Origin of the sequence: Bacteroides sp. 1_1_30 (assembly GCF_020982715.1) — a bacterium.
Taxonomy (GTDB): domain Bacteria; phylum Bacteroidota; class Bacteroidia; order Bacteroidales; family Bacteroidaceae; genus Bacteroides; species Bacteroides xylanisolvens.
In genome coordinates this window covers 52,056-78,106 of record NZ_JAJKHN010000025.1, presented here as the reverse complement: position 1 = coordinate 78,106, position 26,051 = coordinate 52,056, and the positions used below count along the sequence as shown (strand labels likewise).

General features: G+C 40.3%; 21 protein-coding genes. 8 read left to right on the top strand and 13 right to left on the bottom strand.

From position 1 onward, the window contains the following. Positions 1-274 precede the first annotated feature (274 nt). The 6 genes from xyl3A to LPH68_RS09555 all read right to left on the bottom strand — a co-directional run bounded on the left by xyl3A (position 275) and on the right by LPH68_RS09555 (position 9,095). The gene (gene xyl3A, locus LPH68_RS09580; protein WP_151923480.1) at positions 275-2,860 is read right to left on the bottom strand and encodes a xylan 1,4-beta-xylosidase; all 2,586 of its coding nucleotides are present in this window, start codon (positions 2,858-2,860) and stop codon (positions 275-277) included. Between the two features lie 96 nt (positions 2,861-2,956). Then, positions 2,957-4,555, bottom strand: coding sequence for a glycoside hydrolase 43 family protein (locus tag LPH68_RS09575; RefSeq protein ID WP_151923481.1), 1,599 nt, complete (start codon positions 4,553-4,555; stop codon positions 2,957-2,959). Between the two features lie 295 nt (positions 4,556-4,850). Further along, positions 4,851-5,867, bottom strand: coding sequence for a zinc-binding alcohol dehydrogenase family protein (locus tag LPH68_RS09570; RefSeq protein ID WP_118407398.1), 1,017 nt, complete (start codon positions 5,865-5,867; stop codon positions 4,851-4,853). A 25-nt stretch (positions 5,868-5,892) separates the two neighbouring features. Next, positions 5,893-7,185 (bottom strand): L-fucose:H+ symporter permease, encoded by a 1,293-nt coding sequence (fucP, locus tag LPH68_RS09565; RefSeq protein WP_008642924.1) that lies wholly within the window; start codon positions 7,183-7,185, stop codon positions 5,893-5,895. Positions 7,186-7,223: 38 nt separating this feature from the next. Next, on the bottom strand, positions 7,224-8,147 hold the full coding sequence (locus LPH68_RS09560) for an amidohydrolase (protein ID WP_004299638.1): 924 nt from the start codon (positions 8,145-8,147) through the stop codon (positions 7,224-7,226). 15 nt (positions 8,148-8,162) lie between these two features. Then, positions 8,163-9,095, bottom strand: coding sequence for an aldo/keto reductase (locus LPH68_RS09555; RefSeq protein WP_087317084.1), 933 nt, complete (start codon positions 9,093-9,095; stop codon positions 8,163-8,165). A 179-nt stretch (positions 9,096-9,274) separates the two neighbouring features. Here LPH68_RS09555 and LPH68_RS09550 point away from each other — a divergent pair, with 179 nt between their 5' ends. The 6 genes from LPH68_RS09550 to LPH68_RS09525 all read left to right on the top strand — a co-directional run bounded on the left by LPH68_RS09550 (position 9,275) and on the right by LPH68_RS09525 (position 14,536). After that, positions 9,275-10,291, top strand: a complete 1,017-nt coding sequence (locus LPH68_RS09550) for a LacI family DNA-binding transcriptional regulator (protein WP_151921058.1) — start codon at positions 9,275-9,277, stop codon at positions 10,289-10,291. 90 nt (positions 10,292-10,381) lie between these two features. Beyond that, the gene (locus tag LPH68_RS09545; RefSeq protein WP_151923482.1) at positions 10,382-11,437 is read left to right on the top strand and encodes a tetratricopeptide repeat protein; all 1,056 of its coding nucleotides are present in this window, start codon (positions 10,382-10,384) and stop codon (positions 11,435-11,437) included. A gap of 131 nt (positions 11,438-11,568) precedes the next feature. Beyond that, positions 11,569-12,057 carry a hypothetical protein gene (locus LPH68_RS09540; RefSeq protein ID WP_134985863.1) on the top strand — a complete coding sequence of 163 codons (489 nt, stop codon included), beginning with the start codon at positions 11,569-11,571 and terminating at the stop codon, positions 12,055-12,057. A 161-nt stretch (positions 12,058-12,218) separates the two neighbouring features. Further along, positions 12,219-12,593: a DUF3244 domain-containing protein gene (locus tag LPH68_RS09535; protein ID WP_181985771.1), complete on the top strand. Its 375-nt coding sequence runs from the start codon at positions 12,219-12,221 to the stop codon at positions 12,591-12,593. A gap of 4 nt (positions 12,594-12,597) precedes the next feature. Next, complete coding sequence (locus LPH68_RS09530; protein ID WP_117512580.1) at positions 12,598-13,620, top strand: thioredoxin domain-containing protein; 1,023 nt, start codon at positions 12,598-12,600, stop codon at positions 13,618-13,620. A 28-nt stretch (positions 13,621-13,648) separates the two neighbouring features. Continuing rightward, positions 13,649-14,536, top strand: a complete 888-nt coding sequence (locus LPH68_RS09525) for a hypothetical protein (protein WP_117610651.1) — start codon at positions 13,649-13,651, stop codon at positions 14,534-14,536. 129 nt (positions 14,537-14,665) lie between these two features. Here the strand turns inward: LPH68_RS09525 and LPH68_RS09520 are convergent, their stop codons facing one another. The 7 genes from LPH68_RS09520 to LPH68_RS09490 form a co-directional block, all read right to left on the bottom strand. Continuing rightward, on the bottom strand, positions 14,666-15,280 hold the full coding sequence (locus tag LPH68_RS09520) for an FKBP-type peptidyl-prolyl cis-trans isomerase (RefSeq protein WP_117512532.1): 615 nt from the start codon (positions 15,278-15,280) through the stop codon (positions 14,666-14,668). Positions 15,281-15,291: 11 nt separating this feature from the next. Beyond that, on the bottom strand, positions 15,292-16,833 hold the full coding sequence (locus LPH68_RS09515; RefSeq protein WP_004299629.1) for a glycine--tRNA ligase: 1,542 nt from the start codon (positions 16,831-16,833) through the stop codon (positions 15,292-15,294). Between the two features lie 103 nt (positions 16,834-16,936). Next, complete coding sequence (locus LPH68_RS09510) at positions 16,937-18,205, bottom strand: ATP-binding protein (RefSeq protein ID WP_004324509.1); 1,269 nt, start codon at positions 18,203-18,205, stop codon at positions 16,937-16,939. A 153-nt stretch (positions 18,206-18,358) separates the two neighbouring features. Next, positions 18,359-18,547: a hypothetical protein gene (locus LPH68_RS09505; RefSeq protein WP_149944000.1), complete on the bottom strand. Its 189-nt coding sequence runs from the start codon at positions 18,545-18,547 to the stop codon at positions 18,359-18,361. A gap of 28 nt (positions 18,548-18,575) precedes the next feature. Beyond that, complete coding sequence (locus tag LPH68_RS09500; RefSeq protein ID WP_151923484.1) at positions 18,576-19,208, bottom strand: hypothetical protein; 633 nt, start codon at positions 19,206-19,208, stop codon at positions 18,576-18,578. Between the two features lie 40 nt (positions 19,209-19,248). Further along, on the bottom strand, positions 19,249-19,419 hold the full coding sequence (locus LPH68_RS09495) for a hypothetical protein (RefSeq protein WP_153882653.1): 171 nt from the start codon (positions 19,417-19,419) through the stop codon (positions 19,249-19,251). Between the two features lie 117 nt (positions 19,420-19,536). Then, the gene (locus LPH68_RS09490; protein WP_004299627.1) at positions 19,537-20,043 is read right to left on the bottom strand and encodes an HU family DNA-binding protein; all 507 of its coding nucleotides are present in this window, start codon (positions 20,041-20,043) and stop codon (positions 19,537-19,539) included. 232 nt (positions 20,044-20,275) lie between these two features. Between LPH68_RS09490 and LPH68_RS09485 the strand changes: the two genes are divergently transcribed. Then, complete coding sequence (locus tag LPH68_RS09485; RefSeq protein ID WP_055235191.1) at positions 20,276-21,421, top strand: DNA-binding transcriptional regulator; 1,146 nt, start codon at positions 20,276-20,278, stop codon at positions 21,419-21,421. Between the two features lie 96 nt (positions 21,422-21,517). Continuing rightward, positions 21,518-25,993 carry a sialate O-acetylesterase gene (locus LPH68_RS09480; protein WP_151923485.1) on the top strand — a complete coding sequence of 1,492 codons (4,476 nt, stop codon included), beginning with the start codon at positions 21,518-21,520 and terminating at the stop codon, positions 25,991-25,993. Positions 25,994-26,051 lie beyond the last annotated feature (58 nt).

Genomic DNA, 26,051 nt, shown 5'->3' with positions numbered 1-26,051 from the left:
AATCATAGTGGCATTAGTCAGGAAGAAAGTACCATATGATCAAAATACATACAAATATTATGAAGAACGAGAAGTTATAGAAAGGAAAAAGAACGAGAAGTTAATTTATTGTTAAACGGAATAAGAGATTAGGATATTAGCATAGAATACGGGGGCTTGGTTTAAAAGAAACGACCCGTTCCTTTTAAAGGAACAAGGTCGTTCTTTCTTTATTCATTCAATAAATAAATCCGGATTGTCTATCTGTAAAAATAAACAAAATTCCAAAGCGGTATTACTGTACGTTCATTACAATCGTTTTCAACTTATTTCTATCAGAAGTTCCTCCATACAGTAATTCATAAGTACCTTCCAACGGACGCATCGTATTCGACTCTGCATCAAACCATTCAAAGTTCTCACCGGTAAGAGGAATAGCTACTGATTCAGTTTTCCCTGCCGGAATATGAACGCGTTTGAAGGCACGCAAGGTATAACGGGGACCTTCCTTATCACCCGGACGTCCCAAATAAACCTGAACCACCTCTTCTCCATCACGTTGCCCGACATTGCTTACCGGAATAGTCAATACTACATTTTCACCTTTAGCGATTGTATTCTTGCTCAATTTAGCTTCTCCATAAGTAAAGTCAGTATAACTCAACCCATGACCGAATGGGAAAAGTGGTTGCTGTTGCATATATCGATAGGTACGTCCCTTCATGGAATAGTCTTCAAAGTCCGGCAATTGATTCACATCCTTATAGAAAGTGACCGGCAGGCGTCCACCGGGATTATACTCTCCCCAAAGAGCATCAACGATAGCTGTACCACCCGCCTGTCCCGGATACCATGCCTGCAGAATCGCTTCACAAGTAGTCGTTTCGGGCACTAGTCCGATAGCTGAACCGGAATAATTGATAAAGACAACCTTTTTACCAGCCTTCTTCAAAGCTTTCAACAAATCACGTTGAACGTCCGGAAGTTCAATATCCGTACGGTCACCACCCTTAAATCCGGGAACTTCTACCGGCATTTCCTCACCTTCCAGACTTGGAGAAATTCCACCAGCAAAAAGAATCACATCAGCATCCATTACTCTCTTCACTGCGAGGTTCAAGTCGATCCCGACCTCTTTGCCCAAATCAAAATCAAGTGTAGCCCTTTCATTCCGTTGTTTGAATAAAATCTCGATATGATACTCTTTTCCAGCTTTCGCCTGTAACGTATAGAGGTTCGTCGGATTCTTAACATATATTTTCCGAGCCACTTGCTCACCATTTATAATAAGAGTCACTTCACCATCCAATTGAAAACGGAAAGCAACATCACCCGACTGCGAAGGACGAAAGACAGATTCATAACGAGCCGAGAAATTAGTTATTTCCACACCGGGCGCAAATGTAGTAGCCCCTGTTGTCGCAAAATGGAACGGAGTGGAAATCTGATCGGTAGCAACCACTTCCCCTTCACGATCACGATTATTCCAATATTCTGCCAAGAAACCGGGTTTACCATTTATACTACATTCATCAAACAGGCTTTGGAGTGTCTTTCCGTCCACACGGTCACAACCCGGTTCGTATATGATTTGTCCTTCCGGTAGTTTGGCACGGACAGCTTCCAATAAGGTAACCGTATGTGCCGGAATACCGTTATAATTTCCCCACTGCATCACGGAGTCATTGGCATTAGGTCCCATAACGGCTACTTTCAGATTAGTATTCAGAGGCAGGATGTTGTTTTTATTCTGCAAGAGCACCAATGATTCACGAGCCATACGCAAAGCCAATGCCTGATGTTCCTTACTATTCAACACAGAGGCCGGAATTTCCGACCAAGCCGGTTGTTCGTCCATTTCTCCCAGTTCAAAACGTGCTGTCAACAAACGTTTCAATGAAATATCTATTTCTTTTTCGTCAATCAAACCGGCTTTTACAGCATCCGCCAGTGAAGCATATTCACTTCCACATTCAAGGTCTGTACCTGTCCGCACAGCAGCGGCCGAAGCGTGTTCCTTATCCGGATGAGTCCCATGCGTTCCCGGTCTATAGAAATCGGAGATCGCTCCACAGTCAGAGACTACAATGCCTTTGTATCCCCATTCATCCCGCAATATTTGCATCAACAGGCGATTGCTGCCACAACAAGGCTCTCCCTCAAAACGATTGTAGGCACACATCACTTCCTTTACATGCGCTTTCTGTACCAAATCTTTAAAAGCAGGCAGATAGGTTTCCCATAAATCCCGGGGATCTATATTCTCCGCATCAAAACTATGCCGGTTCCACTCCGGTCCTGAATGAACGGCAAAGTGCTTGGCACATGCGTGCAGCTTATCATACCTGGCATCTTCCGGTCCTTGCAAACCACGGACTACAGCCATTCCCATTTGTCCTGTCAGATAAGGGTCTTCACCGTATGTTTCCTGACCGCGTCCCCAACGAGGGTCACGGAATATATTGACATTCGGTGTCCAGAATGTTAATCCCTGATAGCGTTTCAGCACGCCGCTTTCACCGAAAATACGCGATTTTACACGAGCCTCATCGGAAGTGGCATTGAACACTTCATATAATAATGAATCATTAAAAGAAGCTCCCATACCGATAGACTGGGGAAAAACAGTAGCCAATCCGGCACGTCCCACACCGTGCAACGCTTCATTCCACCACTCATATTCTTTAATTCCCAGTCGAGGGATAGCAGGTGATGCATTTTGCATTAATGATACTTTTTCTTCCAAAGTCAACCGGGGCAACAAATCCTCCGCCCGTTGTTCCGCCGTTAAAGAAGTGTCCTGGTAAGGCAGCAATTGCTTACATGCCGAAAACGATAACACCAAACAAACACCCATAATCGGTATCCAACCTCTTTTCATAATATTATACTTATTAGTTATGATTAATTTGGAAACAAAAATAGCCTATTTTCCAATAAAACAATGTTTCATTGGTTACAAATACATATTTGTGTGTTACATTGACGCATCACAGAACGAATAATCAAAAGAGTCCACATCTACATAACCGCCTACAGAACGTGTAGCATAATTAAATATGGCAAACTTACTGCCCATGAACATACGGGTGTAGTCAAACTTCATCTTAATAGGCAGACCGACAGGCAGCCATGTTTTCCCATCAAGACTATAAGAAAAACGAGCCTCATCCCGTCCATTGGTAAAGTCACCTTCCACACGCAAATAGACAAGCTCTTTGTTTAGAGGTATACGGGCTTGTTCGGTCATATCCACACGGCTAATGGCACGCTTCGTTTTCTCAAACACGCTTTTCTGTTCACTCATCACAAGAGACAGTTTATTTCCGTTCTTTTCAACCGTAAGCACACCGCTGTCACCATTAAAAGCCGATAATCCTGCACGGTCACCATCTTTCATCCCCCCCAGAGAGAGACTGACAGTGCCCATGCATTTCGGTCCTACCATACGTTGAGTCAACGTATTGGGAGCAACAAACAGGTTATCTACCACACGGGAGGTTTTCAAACGCAAAAATCCGGGACGGTCGGTAAGGCTCCATGCCTGATCGACGGGGTTATGATTCCACTGCCAATAGAGGGAAAGCCCGGAAGCGGAAAAATCATCCGAACCGCAGATACCATCCATTGACATATACGATAAAGTGGTATCATTCGGAATGTGCCCATCCTTGTCTCCCAGCATAGGCCAACCATCTTCCGTCCATGTACAAGGCATAAGACACGGCACACGCCCTACGCCACCACGATCCTGAAAAATCAGTCCGTACCATTCACCGTTTTTCCCGTCTACGATGCATCCCTGACCAACACCGCCATGCCCGTCAAACTCCGTTTCAAGAATGACACGTTTTTCGTAAGGTCCGGTAATCTTATCGGCACGATAGCATACTTCACGACGCAGACGGCCGGGAATACTCCAATCCATAGAAATCATCAGCAAATAATATTTTCCATTATGCTTAATGACGGAACTACCTTCCAACAGACCTTGTTCGTCAGCATCCCGCTCAAATATTTGCTGATTGATGCCACCGGGAAGTACATCAGTCAAATCGGGTTTCAACTCCGTAAGATGTCCCGTACTGTGAAAGAGATACACCCGCCCGTCATCATCAAACAGAAGCGAACCGTCATGAAAATGCGGGGGACGCGAAAGAAGTTTCCAGGGACCGGCCGGATCTGTCGCAGTATAAACAAACCCACGTCCGGGCGCGCCATTGGCTGTAAACCATACATAGAATTTTCCGTCATGATAGCGGATAGATGATGCCCATTGTCCTTGCCCGTAAGCAGTGCCTTCGAGCAGATCATAACGGGGACCATCGTCAATGCGAGGAAATACGTAGCTGATAGTTTCCCAATGTTTCATGTCCGGCGAACGCATGATTGGCGCCCCCGGCATCAGGTGCATAGTAGTGGAAACCATGTAAAAGTAATCGCCTGCGCGACATACTGACATATCGGGCACGTCAGCATAAAGAATAGGATTACGGTATTGTGCTCCGGCTGATAGCGGGAAGAACCATGTAAAAAGAGTACACAGTAAAATAGTGTTGATTTTTGTTTTCAGCATAATCATCGTTTTTTTATTAACTGGCTACATTATCTATTATTTGAAAGCTAATTATTTAAAATATTCCTTGTTATCTTCCACATCACAAAAATAGAAAATGCAAACAGATATATTGCCCAAAGTATGCTACATGATTTCTTTGTGATGCTACATATCGAATGAAGAATGTTACATCTATATTTACTCATGTTACATCACCCTATCTCCCAAAGAGAGGAGACTGTATTCAGCCTCCTCTCACTTATTACATACCCGAACAACAGGTATCAACAACTATTCTTATTACAAGAACTTATCAGAACTCAACCAGTATACGGAACACCTTTCCCGGATTAGCCGTCCATTCCTGCATAGCTTCCAAAGCTCCTTCCGGTTTGGCAATCTTCGAAATCAGTTCTTCCACCGGACAGTTCCCTTCTTTCATATAATTGATAACCGCACGGAAATCGGCAGGTAACGCATTTCTGGAACCACGGATATCCAGTTCTTTCTGAACGAAATATTTCGTTTGGAAAGCTACTTCGCTCTTGGCATAGCCGATGCAAACGACCCGTCCTGTAAAACCCACTTCATCCACCGCCATCACATAAGTGACCGGACTGCCGACAGCTTCAATCACCACATCGGCACCGAAGCCCTCTGTTATCTGTTGCATCCGTTCGTGTACATTTTCTGTCTTGGAGTTAATCACATAAGAAGCACCTACCTTTTTCGCCAGTTCCAGTTTCTCGTCATCCAAGTCGACAGCAATGACCGTTGCCCCTCTCAAAGCAGCACGTACAATGGCACCGATACCAATCATACCGCAGCCAATAACCATCACATATTCATTATCGATCACCTGCGCACGAGATACCGCATGGAATCCGACACTCATCGGCTCAATCAACGCACAATCGCGAGGAGAGATATTACCAGCCGGAATAATCTTTGTCCAAGGTAAAACTGCATATTCGCACATCACTCCATTGCGCTGTACCCCTAACGTTTCATTATGCTCACAGGCATTGACACGACCATTACGACAGGAAGCACATTTACCACAATTGGTATATGGATTCAATGTCACGTTCATCCCTTTTTCAAAGCCGGCCGGAACATTCGGACCAACCTCCTCAATCACCGCTCCTACCTCATGTCCCGGGATTACCGGTAACTTCACCATTGGATTACGTCCCAAAAAGGTATTCAGGTCAGAGCCACAGAAACCCACATACTTGATTCTTACTAATACTTCACCGGCACCAACGGTCGGTTTTTCCAGTTCAACCACCTTCATTTCGGAGGGATTGACAATTTGAACTGCTTTCATTGGATATGTTTGATAAATAAGTTTATTAATCGATTACTTTATAACCTTTCCAGCCGTAATATGCACAGAAGACAAAACAAATCATCGGCACACAATAGGCCATATAATAGATATGCTCATTGGCATGCATGAAATAAGCCGTCAACTGTGGCAGGCAGGCATTGCCGACAATAGCCATTACCAGAAATGCCGAACCGCTCTTTGTCTGATTCCCCAGTCCTTTTAGCGCCAATGAGAACTGCGTGGGATACATTATAGACATAAAGAAAGAGATAGCCAACATTGCGTATAACCCGATCATACCTCCCCATATCATCACTGCCCCGCACAAAAGAATATTCATCAAGGCGTAAACCAGTAGCATATCCTGTGGACGGAATTTCACCATCAATCCGGTACCGATCCAACGCCCCAAAAGAAATGCGAGCATATACAATCCGAAGAAGGTAGTCGCCGTATCTTCCGGCAATCCGGCATAAGTGCAACAGTAAACCAGGAACAGACTGTTTATCGCCGTCTGTCCGCCGTTATAGAAGAATTGCGCAATCACTCCCCACCGCAAGTGTGAGTGCTTCAATACACCGAAGTCTATCAGTTTTTCTTTCTGGCTGCCCTCTTTCGTTTTACCCGAAGAAGTCGTTTTATCGGAAGAAGCCGTTTCTCCTTCGTCCCCAATCTTCGGCAATTTTGAAAAGACGAAGACAACAGCTATGGCAATCAACAGTATAGCCAATATCAGATAAGGAAGTTTCATGGCATCCGTTTCCAATTGGATATAGGCCTGCCAGCCTCCCGGATAATCTACAGGAAGGGTCTCTCGCGTGTAATGAGTTCCGCTAAGGATGAGCTTACTCAAAAACATGGCAGCGATAAAAGCTCCGAGTCCATTGAAAGACTGCGCCAGATTCAATCGGCGGGGAGCTGTTTCGGGGGCTCCTAAAACCGTCACATACGGATTGGCAGCTGTCTCCAGAAAGCACATTCCCGTAGCGATAATAAAGAAGATACAGAGGTAAGCCCAATATTCTTTTAAAATGGCGGCAGGAAAGAAAAGCAGGCCTCCGATTGCTGCTAATACCAGTCCGAAAATAATTCCCGCCTTATAGCTGTAACGTTTCATAAACATCGCTATGGGGATGGGGAAAATAAAATAAGCCAACCAGTAGGCAGTCTCGGTAAAGGAGGCTTCAAAGGTATTCAGTTCACATGTCTTCATCAATTGCCGGATCATTGTGGGAAGCAGATTGCTGCTTATCGCCCACAGAAAGAAAAGGCAGAAAACTAACGCTAAAGGTATTGTATATGTATTCTTTTTCATGGTATAAATCTAGTTTTACGATAAGGATGTTTTCTCTATCATTCGGACATGTTCTTGATGTAAGGAAGTACGGGGAGATCCGTGAATCCATAGAAGTTCCGGGCATTTTCTCCCAAAAAGAGTCTTTTGTCCTCTTCCGTCAACTCGGAAGACTTCACCACAAAATCGTATGACATCTTGTAGGTGATTGCTGTAATGGTGCGTGGATAGTCCGATCCCCACATCAGTTTCTCCATGCCAACTAAATCCGCCGCTTCCCGAATGGCTTTCACTGCTCCTTTGAAAGGATAAAATTCATCATTGAAAAGCCAGGTGATTCCGCCGGATTCAATCATCACATTGGGATGACGTGCCAGGCGGATTTGTTCTTTCCAGTCCGGACGTGTCACCATTCCGAAGTGTCCGACAGCTATTTTTAGGCGGGGACATTCCTGAATAATCTCTTCCATTTCGGGAACCTGTGTTGCTCCGTCAGCCAAGTCGATGGAGAGCATGACATTCCGTTCTTCCATAGAATGAAACATCTGCATCATTTCCTCATTATTCAGCATTACCCGTCCCTCTTTTAACAACAAGCGTTGGGCAGGTATTTTTATAGCCTTAAAACCTTTGGCTATAAGCTCTTTCGCCTGCTCCAAAAATCCAGGTTTGCGAAACTCACACATTCCGCAAACAAAGAAACGGTTGGGATAATGGGAAACGACTTCCGACAAATAATCATTCTGAATACCGTCAATAAACTCTTGGGTAATGACAGCCGCAGCCACTTGCGCATAGTCCATATTCGAAAGAAAAACTTCCGCGCTATTCACTCCGTCTATCATAAAGGGCGGAACCATTTGCCGGATTTCTCCCATAAATTCCGAACGGCCATTTTCCAAAGTCCGGATAGGCAATCCGTCCACAACAGTATCCTGTCGTAACCACAGATGGGCGTGCGCATCAATAATTGTATAGTCCATACGAATGACGCTGTTTTATGAGTTTGCCCAACTTACACGTTTCTGCTCTCCGATAATCTCCTGCACTTCCCGAACGAGTTCCCAGTCAATAGGTTCTTTGATGAAAGCGATGTTCTTTTTCACATTCTCCGGATTAGTCGTACTAAACAAAGTCGTTGCTATACGGGGATTGCTGACGGAGAACTGCATAGCCAGCTTCTCAACCGGATAATTCTTAGCTTTGCAATGTTCCATTGCTTTACGGCAAGCCTCTACCAAAGGTTTGGGAGCCGGATGCCAGGCAGGAACACCACGTTCACTCAACAGTCCCATTGAAAGGGGAGAAGCATTAATCACGCCGATTTCTTTGGATTCGAAGTAGTCCAGGAAGTCTGCTAATTTATCATCACACAGGCAATAATGGCAGAAGCTAAGCACAGATTCAATCGTACCGCTTGGTGAATGGTCAATTACCCATTTCAGGTTCTCGAGTTGCAAGTCGGTAATTCCAACGTGTCCTACCACTCCTTTTTCACGCAACTCAACCAAAGCAGGCAGAGTCTCATTAACTACCTGATTCAAATCGGCAAATTCAACATCGTGTACATTTATCAGATCGATAAAATCTATATTCAAACGTTCCATGCTCTCATACACACTTTCTGTCGCACGTTTTGCAGAGTAATCCCACAGATTTACTCCATCTTTTCCATAACGTCCCACTTTGGTAGAAAGGTAATAACGGTCGCGAGGAAGATCTTTTAGCGCCTTTCCTAAAACAGTTTCCGCTTTATAATGTCCGTAATAAGGAGACACATCGATAAAGTTCATTCCTGCCTCAACAGCGGTAAACACAGCCTGAATGCCTTCTTTTTCTTTCAAATCATGGAAAACTCCTCCTAAAGAAGAAGCTCCAAAACTAAGAGATGATACTTTCATCCCTGTCTTTCCGATTTCATGGTATTGCATACTTTTAGGTTTTAAATCATTTTGTATGCGACAAAAATAGGTCAGTAATAGTTTCAGTGCAGCAGAGAGCGGTCGAAAAACCAACGTAACGGTTTACGTAAAAAATATTGCTTCAGATGTTTTTAATTTTCCGGGAATGTGCTTTCTTTGTAAAAAGAATCTAAGTTGCAGACTTTCAAATGGAAAACCGGAAACATACTTCACTCAAAGATCTCGCCCAAGCATTGGGGGTGTCGATTCCTACTGTATCCAGGGCACTAAAAGATAGTCCGGAAATCAGCCGTGAACTTTGCGCCAAAGCAAAGGCACTGGCTAAAGAGATGAACTACCGTCCCAATCCTTTTGCCATGAGCCTGCGGAAAAATGCACCACGTATCATCGGAGTGATCGTTCCGGATATTGTCACTCATTTCTTTGCATCAATTCTGAATGGGATAGAGAATATGGCTATTGCCAACGGATATTTTGTGATTATCACGACCTCGCATGAGTCTTACGAGCACGAAAAAAGAAATATTGAGAATCTGGTCAATATGCGCGTGGAAGGTATCATTGCCTGTCTGTCTCAAGAAACAACCGATTTCTCCCACATCTCCGCCTTGAAAGACATTAATATGCCACTTATCCTGTTCGACCGTGTTTGCCTGACCGACCAATTTTCATCGGTGATAGCAGACGGGGCACAATCCGCACAGATGGCTACACAACATCTTCTGGATAATGGAAGTAAGCGGGTAGCCTTTATCGGAGGAGCTAATCATCTGGATATTGTAAAGAGAAGAAAACATGGTTATCTGGAAGCCTTGCGTGAGAATCGTATTCCTATCGAAAAGGAGCTAGTTGTTTGCCGGAAGATTGATTATGAGGAAGGCAAGATTGCCACAGAAACTTTACTGTCACTTCCACAGCCTCCGGACGCTATTCTTGCCATGAATGACACATTGGCTTTCGCAGCAATGGAAGTCATCAAAAATCATGGCCTCCGGATTCCGAATGATGTGGCAATCATCGGGTATACAGACGAGCAGCATGCTAATTATGTGGAACCGAAATTATCAGCAGTATCACATCAGACCTATAAAATGGGAGAAACTGCCTGCCAACTACTTATCGATCGGATAAAAGGAGATAAGACTATCAAGCAGGTGACGATTCCAACACATTTGCAGATTAGGGAGAGTAGTATAAAAAAATAAGGGAAACGTCTTATTAAAAGAAGTTTTATAGACAAACGATTCTACTTTTTATTTATAAATACTTACTTTTGCAGAAACAGATAAAACTCTATGAAACCGAACTACCTAACTATTCTAATTACAACACTATGCATTTTCTTTAATGCGTGTCATAATTCAAACACTGCCCCTCAATTACAATTAGCAGATTCATTAATAGACAAACGTGCTGACAGCGCATTATGCATATTGGAAAAGCTATCTATTGAAGAAATATCTAATAAATCAGCAAAAGCCATGTATGCACTATTATTAACAGAAGCTTTAGATAAGAATTTCAAATCTCACCGCAATGACTCTCTAATTCTAATAGCAGTTGACTACTATAAGGATAACAGTAATAATAAGCTAAAAACAAAAGCTTATTATTATCTCGGAAGAGTGTATCAAGACAATAAAGAATATATAAAAGCAACAGAAGCTTATCTAACAGCTTTAAAAACAGCATCCCCAAACCAAGCTCCAATATTACAAATATACAATAACCTGGCTTTATGTTACGAGAGTCAAGAGTTTTATCTTCCAGCTATCAAAACATATAAAGAATCATACGCAACTGCAGAAAAAATGCAAGACAAATATGGAATTTTACACGCAACCCGAGGATTAGGCAATGTTTATGCAATACAAGATGAGGAAGAAAAAGCATTATCTTATTATCAAAAAGCATTATCAATAGCACAATCTATCAAAGATTCATTGTGGGAAAATGCAATTTTTTGTGATATAGCAAAGGTATATGACGACCAAGGGTTATATATAGAAGCTAAAAAGCAAATAGATTTAGCCTTGAGATATGCTCCTTCTAACATTAATTTATCTCCTACTTACTTTTGGAAAGGAAGTATATTGTATAATCTCGAAGAAACTGATTCTGCTATTCACTATTTATCCCGAGCTAGTACTAAGGCCAATATTTATACTAAAGCTTCTATTTATCAGACTTTGTATGAAATAAACAAAGAAAACAAAAATTATGAACAGGCAATTCTATATAACGATACAGCTTTAACCTGCTATGACTCTATCCAGAAAATTATTCACCATACTGAAATTAACAATCTCATCAAAAAACACTCAATATATATATATATAAAGAAAAAATAAAAAAACAATCACAACAAACAAAAGTAATATTCATTATTGGTGGATTAGTTACAATGTTTCTGTTTATCTATACTGTAATGTATATAAGCAATCGCAATAAAAAGACACATATACACTGGCAGCAGCTACTAATGAAGAATCAGACAGAAAAAGCCACATTAAAAGAAGAAATCAGAGCACTATCTCATGCCAATGAAATCAATGAACACAGATATGCAGATATATTAAATCAAAGAATAAAGTTATGGCATCAAAGTCTTCAGATATGCGTACGTCTATTCAAAACGACTACATCTTATAAAAAAATTCAATCGATAGAAACATCTAAAAACAAAAAAGAGAAAGAGATAACTCAAGAAGAGTTATCACTGATTTATCAAGAAATAAACGAAGCCTTCATTGAAGCGATGCAAGAGTTATTAGAACAATACCCTAGTCTAACACAAGACGATCTCTATTACTGCATACTTAACTACCTCCAATTATCCAATAATACAATCAAAGTTTGTATGAAAGCCGGAAGCCAGTCTGCACTGACTCAAAGGAAATATCGTATAAAAAAACAATTATCTGACCTTAGTTTCTCTATAATTTTCGATGCTAAAGGAGAAAGCAAGTAAATGAACACAATGCCCTGTTATCACAATTAGTTTTTTGTTATATATATTTTATAACACACTGATTACCAATAGCTATATATAATCATATTGTTATTATTTGTTATTGTAACATATAGCAAATCATCCTACTTTTGCTGAAAATCAATAACAATAAAACTATTATGAAACGAAATCTACTTTTATTCACATTCATGGCTCTTTGCTCTAGCTTTATCTTTTCAATGCCATCAGACACAAGAAGACAAATAAAAATGAAAGTTAGACAGCCGATAGAGCATCGCTCTACTAACCACCCCGATCCTGTGCGAGTGTATATAAACAATTCATTATTAGAGGTTGAATTTGAGCATCCATCCAAAGATGTAACAATCACAATCATTAATTCTGAAACTGGAAAAACAATCTACTATGAAAAGATTATAACTTTAGAGAAAGTCAGACTCATTGATTTATCCGAAGAAGATAAAAAGGCTGAATACGTTCTTGAAATATCAACATCTTCGTGGTTCACAACAGGAGTATTTACAATAGATTGATATTATGAGACTTACTCTATACTATATATCAGCCACGCTGATAATATTATTTTATGCATCTTGTAATTCTCATCGGAGTTCCAAACACAACGAAAAAGATATAATAGCTGAACTTGATGGAGAAGTAATATATGCCAATGAAATAAATACAATTATAAAGCAAGAACTTTATGACGAGCTTTGCAGAATTCATAAAATCAAGAAAAAAGCTCTTGAGCAATTGATAAATGTCAAACTACTACAGAAAGAAGCCAACAAGAAACAGATGAGTTATCTAGAATATATAGATGATTATACAAACGCTCAAATAGAACAGTGCGGAATAGATTCTCTTTTAAAACGGTACAGGCTAGAATCAATTACAGAATTTCGAGGAAAAAGTATATATAGCGTAGCAATAGATTCTCCTACCGGTAAAGCCACGCGCTCATTTCATTTGAAAGGAGCTATTGTCAACAATTTACTGGACTCACTAAAAAGGAATAAAAAGATAACTAAATATCTCTATCCTCCAAAGAGTCCAAGAGTTGACCTAGATAACCTGCATACCTACTACAGGGGCAATCTAAAATCAGAAGTCTCTGTCATTATAATATCTGATTTTGATTGTGAATCCTGTATTAATGCTCATTCCCTTTACAATTCAATATATGAAGAATATAAAGATAAAGTAAAATTTGGCTATATCCACTATTCGGCAATGCCAACATTCGCTGAAATAGCAAGTGACGCAGCGAACAAGCAAAATAGATTCTGGGAATTCCAAGATTCATTATATGCATATAGAGGATATATTGATTCCACAGCCGTATTCAAAATAGCTCACAATATGTCTATGGACATAAACAAATTCCAAAATGACATAGCAAATGACGACGGGAAAAAAGCAATTGAAAACACAATCAATCAATTAGTGCTTCTTGGAGTGTATGCAACACCAACACTTATCATCAATGGACGCCTAATAGTTGATTCCAATTCAAAAGAGGAAATCTGTCATCTTATTGATGAAGAACTTTCAAAATAACATTATTAACGAATTAAAAAAATGTATTATGAAGAAAATTATCTTTTTATGTTTCTGTGCTTTATTAGCATCTTGCGCTTCAGATGAAGATCTGCAAGAGATAAACACTAATGAGAAAGAGTTGGCAAACATGATCAACGACTATGAACTAGTCTTAAAAGGCTATTCTCTTGATGAATTAAAAAAGGAAAAAGATGAACTAACCCCAACAACACAAGAAGAAACTGTTGCAGAGCCATGGCTTATTAAAGCCATACAAGATTCTATTGCTCAAATCCAATTCTCCGATAATATTCGTACAAGGACGGAGGCAGGAGCATACACAAGGGCAGTTAATATGGAGGGAGTTTTTAAGTATGAAACCTGCGGGGGATATCGTGAATTTGTATACTTTATGGACTGTGAAGATGGTGGAGATACACATTCAACAGGAAATATAGGAGCAACTAGAGTAGATGGAAATGGGAATGTAGAGTTTCACTTTTGTGTAATACCTACAGGCTATGCAACTGGCGGAGTATTAGCATTCTATCTACCATATTTGTATACGGAGAATATGCATGTAGTTAAACGGCATCACGATAATGAAGACCATAATAACAAAAATCATATTATAGATAATGCAGGTTTAGCCTCATTGGGTCCAAATTATTTCGATAAAAACACCGGTTTCTTTTGGAAATTTGAATGGGGAGCCTCTGGTAAATTACCTTTCAAATTTGGGGTAATTGGAACTGCTCCACTACCTGGATCCCATAATATTTTATGGATTGATGATGAAAACGGAAAAAACGCCAATCAGGCTATTAGGTGGACCGGCCCAAATAGTTCTAAAGGGTTTGATTTACCAGCAGAAAAAGATTTTTATGGCATTACTCCTGGCAGAAATACAAGATACGAAATAATTCAGATTTAGAAATAATTCATAGAATAAAAATCATACCTAAACCAGTACTATATAAATAATGAGTTCCCTTATTCTATCCTTTGCCATAGATGAAATAGGATTAGAATAAGGGAACTTTATTTTAATGGTAATAAGTGATTATTTTTCGCACTTTAACATTTGAACATCAAATACTAAAGTTGAATAACCTAAAATAGTAATCGAAGAACCTTTTGGAGTATAATCACTACTACCATAACCATATTTCCATGGAACATACACTTCCAAACGTTCACCAATTTTTCTTCGTTGCAATACCTCTGACAAACCAGTCACAAGCCCATTAATTGTTAAGTTCGCAGTTCTTGAAAAATCAATGCTAGGATTCGCTTCAGTAAAAGAGCCATCAAACGCTTCCCCTATAAAGTTATCTTGTTTATCAACATAACCACCAGTATTACCCCAAATGATATAAGAACCTTTATAATATACAGTAACCTCATCTGTTGCCCGCGGGATAATATTTTGAATCACCCCATCTCCCACAGGAGTTTTCTTTTTAAAATAGATAGGAACTCCAGGATATGCAATCATATGAATAGAATCCAACTGACCACGTGTAGCGGTATTTGCATGAGCATTGGCTATTGAATCTATAAAAGCTTCATTACGTGCCTGCCAGTTATCATATTTGCCCGTCTCTTCCGTTTCACTGCAAGCAGTGAATGCAAGAGCCAGCAATACTAAGGAGAATAAATAGATCTTTTTACTCATTCGTCAAAGGTTTATTGTAAAGTTTTCAATAGAGAAGTGATGCTTACTCTGTCTGCGATGATATTATTCAGTTCAGAGATAGCTACACGCTCTTGTTGCATGGTATCGCGGTTACGCAATGTCACGCAGTTATCTTCTAATGTCTGATGATCGACTGTTACACAGTACGGAGTACCAATAGCATCCTGACGGCGATAACGCTTACCGATACTATCCTTTTCGTCATATTGGCAATGGAAGTGGAACTTCAGGCTGTCAATAACCTCGCGGGCTTTTTCAGGCAGACCGTCTTTCTTTACCAACGGCATAACCGCCAGTTTCACCGGAGCCAAAGCAGCAGGTAATTTCAGAACCACACGGCTTTCACCATTTTCCAATTGCTCTTCGCAATAAGATGCGCTCATGATGCTAAGGAACATACGGTCAACACCGATAGAAGTTTCGATTACGTACGGAGTATAAGACTCGTTCAGTTCCGGATCGAAGTATTTGATGCTCTTGCCGGAGAACTTCTCATGTTGAGACAAGTCGAAGTTAGTACGAGAGTGAATACCTTCCACTTCTTTGAATCCGAACGGCATCAGGAATTCGATATCAGTAGCGGCATTTGCGTAGTGAGCCAGTTTATCGTGATCGTGATAACGATAGCTTGCATCGCCGAATCCAAGAGCTTTATGCCATTTCAGACGGATTTCTTTCCATTTCTTGAACCAGTCAAGTTCAGTTCCCGGTTTTACAAAGAACTGCATTTCCATCTGTTCGAACTCACGCATACGGAAGATGAACTGACGGGCAACGATCTCGTTACGGAAAGCCTTACCAATCTGTGCGATACCGAAAGGAACTTTCATACGACCCGTCTTCTGTACATTGAGGTAGTTTACAAAAATACCTTGTGCAGTTTCCGGACGAAGATAAATCTTCATTGCTCCTTCGGAAGTAGAACCCATTTCAGTAGAGAACATCAGATTGAACTGACGAACTTCTGTCCAGTTCTTTGTACCGGAGATCGGGCATACGATTTCTTCATCAATAATGATCTGACGCAATTCTTCCAGATTACCGTCGTTCAGAGCTTTAGCAAAGCGAGTGTGAAGTGCGTCGCGTTTTGCCTGATGCTCCAATACACGTCCGTTGGTAGAACGGAATTGAGCCTCATCAAAAGATTCGCCGAATCTCTTGGCAGCTTTCGCTACTTCTTTATTGATTTTATCGTCATACTTAGCCAGCTGATCTTCGATCAACACGTCAGCACGATAACGTTTCTTAGAGTCTTTATTGTCAATCAAAGGGTCATTGAATGCGTCTACGTGTCCGGAAGCCTTCCAGATAGTAGGATGCATAAAGATGGCAGAGTCGATACCGACAATGTTCTCGTGCAACAGCACCATGCTGTCCCACCAGTATTTCTTGATGTTATTTTTCAATTCAACGCCCATCTGACCGTAGTCATACACAGCGCCTAGTCCGTCGTAGATATCGCTCGAAGGGAATACGAAACCATACTCTTTGCAATGCGATACAAGCTTCTTAAAAACGTCTTCTTGTGCCATTTTCTTTTCTATATCTATTAATTTGAATTTGCTTTTTTCGTAAAAAGTGCCACAAAGATAGGGATTTATCTCATAAATAAGACAGGGAGGGTATTAATTTATCTTATTTACCCAACAACCACTTCCAAACCGGTATTACCTCAATCGCACATTTTTCCAACTCAATCCGTTCTTCATCGTCATACGTTATTATCAATAACTGCCGACATTCAAATACCTTATTCAATTTTACTAATGCCTGAACTTCCCGTTGGAAAGTCTCATCAGAGAGATTCATGGTATAACAGACCTGTATAGCCACTCCTGTATCAGGCAAATAAAAATCAACCTCTACATTTCTATTATAAAAGAATACAGCATCGTCCGTCCCATAACGCCGCAATAGTGTCACAGCAACCAAATTCTCAAGCAACGAGGTATCAGCATCCAAAAGAAGCAAATTGAGAATGCCATTATCCGCAAAATAATATTTCGGATTAGTTTCACGCTCCACCAATTTATCCGCAATATTTTGTATAGGAATCAGCAAGCAAGCATCTTTGGCATATTCCATGTAGTTAATGACAGTATTCTTCGATATTTTCACTCCGGTTGAAGCAACAATATTAGTTATACGAGTAAACGAAACCGGTTGCTTTATACTTTCGGCCAATTTGCGGAAAAGGATGCGTAAAGCAAAAGTATTTTCGATGGAATGTCTTGCAGCAATATCTCCTAAATATATCTTTTGGTAAACACTTGTCAGATAATCCCGTTTTGCGGCAAGCGATGCCCCTTCCGGAAAACCACCGGAACGAAAATAATCATTGAATATACGCTTTATTTCTGCCCGGCTCTCTGTTGCAAACAAAGAATTCTCTGTAACTTCAACCCCATTAGCATAAAGAAACTCTTTAAAATCATAAGGGTATACATGTACTGTAATGTATCGTCCCCCCAAAGTGGTAGCTACATCCTGACTAAGCATTTTAGCATTGCTTCCTGTCACATAAGCCCTATATTTATTATCAGCCAATCGCCGAACAAACTTGTCCCAACCATCAATATTCTGAATTTCATCCAAGAAAAGCATCGGCCTGTCTGTTGACATCTCGGCATGTACTTCCAGTATGAGATTTAAATCTGCCGCCGTCATTCCAATCAAACGTTCATCTTCAAAGTTCACATATAGCATTTCATTCCAAGTATGCCCATTATGCAAAAGTTCCTGTATCCGTTGATAAAGTAAAAATGATTTTCCTGCTCGCCGGATACCTACAAATACATAATTTCCAAACTCTTCAAACTGAAAGCTACGAGGTATAACTTGATGTTTGACCACCTCATTTCTATTATCTAATAGAACTTCTTTTAGTATTTCTCTTCTAATCATATTTCAAGATATTGTTCTAACCACTGAACAAATATAATCTAATTCTGTTCAATTAACAAGACAATATTGTTTTTTATTCAACTATTCGTCGATTTCCGGCTCTTCCACAAAAGGAATTCTTCTGTATTTGTGTTATCCCTACATCCGATATTTCTAATAGTTCATAAAACTGTCCAAAAGAGAAGCCCAAGCCTCATTAAGTAGTGGCAGATTTTGTTCGCGGGCAAGAACAATGTCGCATTGGCGACAGAAATCTTCCAAAAGTGCTTCGGTTTTAGCATCTTCCACTTGTATTCTTTGAGGTTTACCGGCATTCCGACGAAAAATTTCAGCAAGTTCCATAAGCATTAACACAGGACTTTTCTCGAAATCATCTCCACAAAAAAACAGGGAACAGATATTCAGAATTCGCATCTATACAAAGCAATATAGCCGGAAAATAAGGAACCTCATCCACTTTGCTCTCTACAGGAGCAGGTGCATGAACAATCCGCAGTTGCAAAACGCCAGATGCGGGAAGAGACTTCACCATACTTGTGAGTATATCATTTTCGAACTTCACCACAGCATACCTGTCCTGCACAAAAGCAGGCAACTTAACGGTACTCCATTCGTATGTTCCGTCAGCGGCAGGAATAAGGTAAGGAACAAGTTTTCCCCCTTTCATCGTGGGATAAGCCCCTTTGATGTCGAACCCAAGGGTTTCAAATTTATGCATTGCCAACTGCTCATCCACAGCAATTGCTGCACGAAGTGCTTCAGTAATGTCGCGAGCATCTTTCTCACATGTAATGCCATATTGCACCTTGTACGGTTGAAACCGAGTAAAATCCGGCCATCCTTTGGAACGACAAATCTTCAGACCAGCGTCAGTGGTATATCTGCGAATTATTTTCTTCGTCGCATCATCCAAAGCAGAAGCTGCCACAAAGTCACAATTAATGCAGTCAAAAGTCATCACAGCTTCAAACGTCTCGCAGCCAAAAGTTTGCTGGCTGCCCATTTTCAAAGTCTTCAAATAGGTTGAAAAACCTTTCTTGCCTCTAATAGAATCCAAGGGAGAAATGCTCACCTGCATTGCCCATTACGCTACAATAACCCGTCTCACCATCCGACAAGCGAAAAGCGAACACATCACTGTCAGTTAGTTTTTCCCATAAACAAATGCTGCGAAAACGAAACGCAGCCTCAAACATTTCATCAGTAAGTATCATATTTTTAGTCCAAATTTTATTTGATTACAAATAAACAATAAATTTATCGGTTTCCCTAACTTTACTATTTTTTTCTGCTATAGAAACCTCCAACCTGCTCTCGAGTATTAATTTATCTTATTCCTGAACTTCTTCATCGATTTCCGGTGCCACCATACGGTCATATTCTTCCCGCTCCTGCTCCCGGTCCGCTTTCTTCATTTCTTTGGTAAGCATCTCTTCGGGCATATACAGATTAAAAGGAATACGCATACATTTCATTTTTTTCACTTCCCGGCTAAATTCAGGACAAGCCACGAAATAGACACGTGAAACGGACACCTTTCCCGGAGTTACCTGTTCGGGGCGTTCAAATCCCGGACTGGTCAGTGACGTATGGAATGTGCCAAGTCCTTCGATAGTAACCGGCTGTCCGATAGACAATAAACTACGAATAGCATCAACCATTTCCGTCAATATACCATCTATCTGCCCACGATGGAATCCACTCCGTTTTTCCATGTACTCGGCAAATTCTCTATTCCGAATCGGATCTATCAGTTTTTTGGGTACACCATACCATAATTCTTTTCTTTCTCCCGATGTTAAATCGGCTTTTTTTCTCACTACATAAGGCACTGCCATCGTCTATACTCCTTTCTTTTTTCGTTTATACTCGCGTTCTATTTGACACCCGGGTGTCAACACCATTGAGACCCGGGTCTCAGACATACCAACACCCGGGTGTCAGTGCTCATGAGACCCGGGTGTCAGATAAGTGTTGGCTGCAACAAAATTAAGTCTTTATTATAGGAAAACAAAGGAATTCTTCTATATTTGTGCATCACTACATTATACTAAAGAAAAACATAGAACTATGATTAAGATTCTTCTATTGATAGACTATTCAAGCGAATTTGACAGGAAACTGCTACGGGGACTTGTCCAATACTCCAAAGAAAACGGCCCCTGGCTCTTTTACCGGCTACCTTCTTATTATAGCGCAATGCATGGTGAACAAGGCATTTTGAAATGGGCGAAAGAATGGAAAGCCGACGCCATTATCGGTCAGTGGAATAATGATACGATCGATTTGCAGAAGGAGCTGAATATTCCGGTAGTACTACAAAACTATCATCACCGGAGCGTCACTTACTCTAATTTGACAGGCGACTATAAAGGAACGGGAAGAATGGCAGCCCAGTTTTTTGCCAAAAGAATGTTTCGCAATTTTGCTTATTTCGGTGTTAAAGGGGTGGTTTGGTCTGACGAACGTTGCGAAGGGTATCGGCAGGAAGTAAAACGTATCGGAGGCGAATTTTTCAGTTTCGAATCGGATAAACAAGAAGATGAAATACGAATGGAAGTCAGCCGGTGGTTACAGGAACTTCCCAAGCCTGTTGCCTTATTCTGTTGTGATGATGCACATGCCTTGTTCATTTCCGAAACTTGCAAAATGACGAATATACCGATTCCGGAGGATATTGCCTTATTAGGTGTGGACAACGACGAACTGATGTGTAACATTTCCGACCCTCCCATTTCATCCATAGAGCTCGAAGTAGAAAAGGGAGGATATTCTATCGGCAGACTGGTCCACCGACAAATAAAGAAAGAACATGAGGGTACTTTCAATATTGTTATCAACCCTATCCGTATCGAATTGCGACAATCTACGGAAAAGCACAATATCAAAGATCCCTACATACTGGAGGTTGTGAAGTACATAGAAACCCATTACAGTTCCGACCTGACCATAGAATCTCTGCTTGCAAATATTCCATTATCCCGCAGAAACTTTGAAGTGAAATTCAAAAATGCACTGAACACTTCCATATACCAGTATATTCTGAATTGCCGGTGTAATCATCTTGCAGACTTACTACTCACAACCGACCGACCATTAGCCGATTTAGCCATAGAAGTCGGCTTTAAGGATTACAATAATATCTCACGTGTCTTTAAAAAATACAAAGGATGCCCACCACTTGAATATCGCCAAAAGAAGACTAGCCAGAGATAACCTTTCGTTTTCTGAAGATTAGTTTTCGGATTTAGATTGAATAATATTCCAGTAATTCCGCACTTTTGCCAAGTAAACATCAAATATCTTGATATTATGAAACGAATCTTTCTAGCAACCGGACTATTATTTTTTATATTCCAACTATTATCAGCTCAAAAAACAATACGTATCTATCCAACCGATGATACTTACATACATGGTGGAAACAATAAAGCGAAGTATGACCGTGTGCAGGGATTAGATGATCCCTTACAACTGAAAAGTTATTATAATAAGGCAAAAGTATATCAATACACGACTTATCTCAAATTCGACCTAAGCAAAATGTCTGCAAATCCGGAATGGATACAAAGTATCAAATTGCATATATACGGAAAAAGTCATAGTAAACGAGAACATATCTTGAACGTTTCTTTAACGAATAGTACTTCATGGGCAGAAGACGACCTTTGTTACAACACACATAAGGAAACGGGGAAAAACAAATTTATTACAAATACAAGAGAAGTGCCGGCTGACGGGAAATGGATAACTTGGGATTTAACCGGAAAACTCCAAAGAGACAGTCATCTCAAAGGCAATCTTATCACATTGGAGATCTGTGACAGCACTAATATAAAAGATGAATCGGGAAAAGGTGATATTGTTGTTTTCAAATCGAAAGAAAACAACAAGACATATAGACCTTATCTTGAAATCACTCAACTAAACAAAGATCACATTTTATTATCCGATATAAACATTAATGGTTCTACGATTGAAAACTTCTCTCCTTATCAATTGAATTATACAGTAAAATTGAAAGCAGATGCGAAAGCAATACCTTCCGTAGAAGCCTGCCCGTTCGTAAAAAGCGCAAAAGTAAATATAGAAAGTTCCAATCAACAATCACCAAACGATAGAGAACAGACAACGATTATTTCCGTAAAAAATAAGGGAGAAAGCTTAAATTACAGTATTCATTTCATAAAAGCCCCTATTACTTCAACAACTACAATAAAACAGATTTCAATAGACGGAGAAAAAATAGAATTTTTCAAACCGGGGAAAAAAGAATACCGTTACTACTTACCTTATAATTACAAGCAACAAACGCCTCTAATTTCCATTACAAAAGAAAATCCAAATCAACAAGTTAAAATTACTCCTCCTCAATCCTTGACCGGCAAAAAGGAAGAAAGAACAAGCTATATACAAATAATAAGCGGAGATAGAAAAAACAGCAACACTTATAGAATAATCTATGAAATCCTCCCGCCACTGGATATTTTCATCTGTATAGGACAATCCAATATGTGTGGAAGAGGATATATGGATGAATCAAAAGGTGATTTAAAACCTGTGGACAATACCTTCCTGCTCACTCCCGCACTCAAATGGGAAATTGCATCAAACCCTTTCAACAAATATTCTTCTGTACGTAATGATATCAGCGTACAACAAATAAGCCCTTCGTATGGATTTGCTCATTATCTAAGTCGGCACATTCATTCCAAAATCGGCATGATCGTGAACGGAAGAGGGGGGACATCTATATCCGAATGGACAAAAGGTAGCGGCATCGGACTTTATGAGGCCGCTATCGAGCGTGCGAAAGAAGCACAAAAATGGGGAAGAATAAAGGCAATATTATGGCATCAGGGAGAAGGAGACGACAGGTCAATCTCTCCTGATGAAGACTGGAGTAATCCTTCCAAATATCCATGCAGACTTCGAGAAATGATTACTAATTTCCGAAAAGATCTCAACGAGCCTAATCTTTGGTTCATTGCAGGAGAACTCGGGCACTGGAGAATAGATTCCAAGACTCAACATTCCCGTTCACAAAACTTCAACAATATGATTCGTCAGATCAATAAACATATACCATACACAGATTACGTCAAGGCTGATGAACTTGTATCCAGAGGAGATCTTTCCGATTCCCACTTCAGCAGAGAAAGCTGTATTACATTAGGAGAACGATATGCACAAAAAGTACTCCAATACATATACAATAAAGAAAAGATTGCAATATATGGTAACAAGTTCAATACTCTTACCTTTAAAAATGAATTAGCCGCTAATAACATTGAGCCTTCATTTCTGACAAGAGCCGAACTAAATACACTTTCCATAGATAAGGGGGCTTTGCTGTTATTATCCGGAGAAACTCCACTCCCACCTGAAAGCCGAATAGCCATTAATCGCTATTTATCAAACGGCGGCAATATTATCTTAGTTGGCGACAAAGGATTCGATTATACCCCACAAGCTACCGATGAAGTCCCTTTAATTAAGTTCTCCGATCGATCTTCTTATCAAATAAGTCGTGAAAAGAAGGATTTTAAGGCCGGTTCTTTGGAGAAAGCAATCATCAACATCATCACATTACCTAATGGAAAAGAAGCTTTAGAATTATCTACGACAAGAAAAGCCATGCATAGTACAATGATAAAGATACCCGTTCAAGATAAAGCCAAGCCGGAACTCTCACTTTTAACATTCAATGCGAAAGGTTCTCCATATATGGATTTACTAGCGATAGAAATAGTTGACAATGCAGAAAAAAGATGGTACAACTTTATCAAACTAACCAATACATGGGATAAATATACTATTTCATTCGCAGATTTTGTACCTGAAGATTATAACAACCCCAATGAGGCTTATAGATTATTGCGGCCTGAAAATATCAGAACAATATCCCTCGGTGTGAATTTATTAACTGTATGGCGCGAGAAAGAAATGCATTGGGCAGTCAGCAGCTTATCCTTAGCCAAAAACAAAAAAGATATTTATGCTCCTACCTCCGCCTTGAAACCCATGGAAATTCCGTTTAAAGAAAATAACATTTGTTTCCCTACCTGGCTATTCGATCCATTTTGGGGAGAACGAAATAATTTTCAACCTTATCCCGGCAGTAAGATGGGAACTGACGTCAGTTCCAAATATGATACAAAAAAGAAACGCGAAAGTCGTATTATTCCAATTCATTCCCATTTTTCCTCTCCCAAAGCTGAGCAACCGATTGCTAATCTTGAGTTATATGCCGGAGGAGAATATAAAGGTTCGGCGGTGGCAACATTCAATCTTCCGCCAGCAACAGTCCTCAAGAACCAAGAAAGCCGGAAGGCCCTTTCCAACATGGCAAACTATCTCCTGAAGAAACCTAGAATCATCGCAACCAAACTAAATACCTGTACAACAACCCAAGGTACATTTCCACAATTACGTGTTACCATCAAGAACCCCTTACACCAAACAATGACCGGTACACTACATATTGAGATTGCCGGAAAATTATTATGCAAAGAGAGTAATATCATAATTACTCCCCTGAGAACCAAAGAATACGACATCGTTCTTCCTGAAATACCGGAAGATTTTCCTTTTCAGCATTTCAATTGGCAAATAACGCTAACAACTGATGAGGGAGGAATAACAGATACTTTCTGTGATTCGGTTGACGTAGAAAAAGCAATGCTTTATGCGTTCAAACATCTGATACGCAACCAACAATTTTACCCGGACGGGCGTATCAGTCATCATTATTTCGGAGATGCTTACGGAGTAAGAGCCATGTCTGCCTATCTGCATTTCTTACAAAAAGAGAAACATTGTGGCGCACAAAGCAATAATACTTTACCAATCGTAACTTCTGAAGAAATAGAAAATTGCGTCTTTCGGTTTTATGACATGTTAGCTGACAGACAATCCGAAGACGGCAAACTCCCCATGGGATATTTGGAACATTCAGGCGGATATAATGTTGCAGATGGTGGACAAATAGCCCTTGCTATCGCACAATCCTTACGCTACATAACAGATCCTGTACGAAAAGGAAGATATCAGAGGTTGTGTTCACGCTTCTTTAATTGGGCGGAAACTTTTTATATAGACAGTATACGTTCTGCTTCATTGAGAGAAAGTCACCCCCAGGAGTTTGCAAAAGGGCATGCTAACGAAGGAATGTACGGATTGGGCAAATATGGGAAAAAGAAAATACAAACAGGACCATCCTGGGTAGGAGCAGATATTCTAGCTTTTCAACTCTGCATGGGAATCTTACAGAAAGACTCTACTCAAATGCAATACCAAGCAATTGCAAAACGCAATGCCAATTATTATGTCAAAGCAACATACCCTGCCTCGGGCTACTACCAAGCAGAAGCCTTGTTCTGGGTACGCCTTGCACTACACGATGATAACCTGAATAAAATTATAGATGACAACCTGAGGCGGACTTTCCTCCCGCCTTTATTAAAAGGACGTGAGAATGAGATGTACTTACGAGGAGGACGTTGTACTTTAAATGCCTTACCACTAATATACTATAGAGAATACATCCAAGATTCACCGGAATTACGGGCTGTTTTATTGAAATATATCTGGGCATTCGGTTCCGAAAGTTCATTCAGTTCCATGAAACGTTTATCAGAAGCTTATCCTAAGGCCGTACACGGAGAGTCTTTGGCTGTCTCCAAATATGCAGCATTAAGTGCTCTTTGGGCCATGGAGTTATTAGTGCCAGGTTCTACTATTTTGCAAGAAATGAGGAATTCCCAGAATATCTTTAGCGTAAAATGAGGATTGATTTGCGTATTTCCACTAACTAAAGAGCACTAAATCCTTTACTTTTGTTGTG

Coding starts and splice junctions, on each gene's coding strand:
- xyl3A (WP_151923480.1), bottom strand. CDS start 2,860: ATGAAAAGAGGTTGGATACCGATTATGGGTGTTTGTTTGGTGTTATCG.
- LPH68_RS09575 (WP_151923481.1), bottom strand. CDS start 4,555: ATGCTGAAAACAAAAATCAACACTATTTTACTGTGTACTCTTTTTACA.
- LPH68_RS09570 (WP_118407398.1), bottom strand. CDS start 5,867: ATGAAAGCAGTTCAAATTGTCAATCCCTCCGAAATGAAGGTGGTTGAA.
- fucP (WP_008642924.1), bottom strand. CDS start 7,185: ATGAAAAAGAATACATATACAATACCTTTAGCGTTAGTTTTCTGCCTT.
- LPH68_RS09560 (WP_004299638.1), bottom strand. CDS start 8,147: ATGGACTATACAATTATTGATGCGCACGCCCATCTGTGGTTACGACAG.
- LPH68_RS09555 (WP_087317084.1), bottom strand. CDS start 9,095: ATGCAATACCATGAAATCGGAAAGACAGGGATGAAAGTATCATCTCTT.
- LPH68_RS09550 (WP_151921058.1), top strand. CDS start 9,275: ATGGAAAACCGGAAACATACTTCACTCAAAGATCTCGCCCAAGCATTG.
- LPH68_RS09545 (WP_151923482.1), top strand. CDS start 10,382: ATGAAACCGAACTACCTAACTATTCTAATTACAACACTATGCATTTTC.
- LPH68_RS09540 (WP_134985863.1), top strand. CDS start 11,569: ATGAAGAATCAGACAGAAAAAGCCACATTAAAAGAAGAAATCAGAGCA.
- LPH68_RS09535 (WP_181985771.1), top strand. CDS start 12,219: ATGAAACGAAATCTACTTTTATTCACATTCATGGCTCTTTGCTCTAGC.
- LPH68_RS09530 (WP_117512580.1), top strand. CDS start 12,598: ATGAGACTTACTCTATACTATATATCAGCCACGCTGATAATATTATTT.
- LPH68_RS09525 (WP_117610651.1), top strand. CDS start 13,649: ATGAAGAAAATTATCTTTTTATGTTTCTGTGCTTTATTAGCATCTTGC.
- LPH68_RS09520 (WP_117512532.1), bottom strand. CDS start 15,280: ATGAGTAAAAAGATCTATTTATTCTCCTTAGTATTGCTGGCTCTTGCA.
- LPH68_RS09515 (WP_004299629.1), bottom strand. CDS start 16,833: ATGGCACAAGAAGACGTTTTTAAGAAGCTTGTATCGCATTGCAAAGAG.
- LPH68_RS09510 (WP_004324509.1), bottom strand. CDS start 18,205: ATGATTAGAAGAGAAATACTAAAAGAAGTTCTATTAGATAATAGAAAT.
- LPH68_RS09505 (WP_149944000.1), bottom strand. CDS start 18,547: ATGGAACTTGCTGAAATTTTTCGTCGGAATGCCGGTAAACCTCAAAGA.
- LPH68_RS09500 (WP_151923484.1), bottom strand. CDS start 19,208: ATGGGCAGCCAGCAAACTTTTGGCTGCGAGACGTTTGAAGCTGTGATG.
- LPH68_RS09495 (WP_153882653.1), bottom strand. CDS start 19,419: ATGATACTTACTGATGAAATGTTTGAGGCTGCGTTTCGTTTTCGCAGC.
- LPH68_RS09490 (WP_004299627.1), bottom strand. CDS start 20,043: ATGGCAGTGCCTTATGTAGTGAGAAAAAAAGCCGATTTAACATCGGGA.
- LPH68_RS09485 (WP_055235191.1), top strand. CDS start 20,276: ATGATTAAGATTCTTCTATTGATAGACTATTCAAGCGAATTTGACAGG.
- LPH68_RS09480 (WP_151923485.1), top strand. CDS start 21,518: ATGAAACGAATCTTTCTAGCAACCGGACTATTATTTTTTATATTCCAA.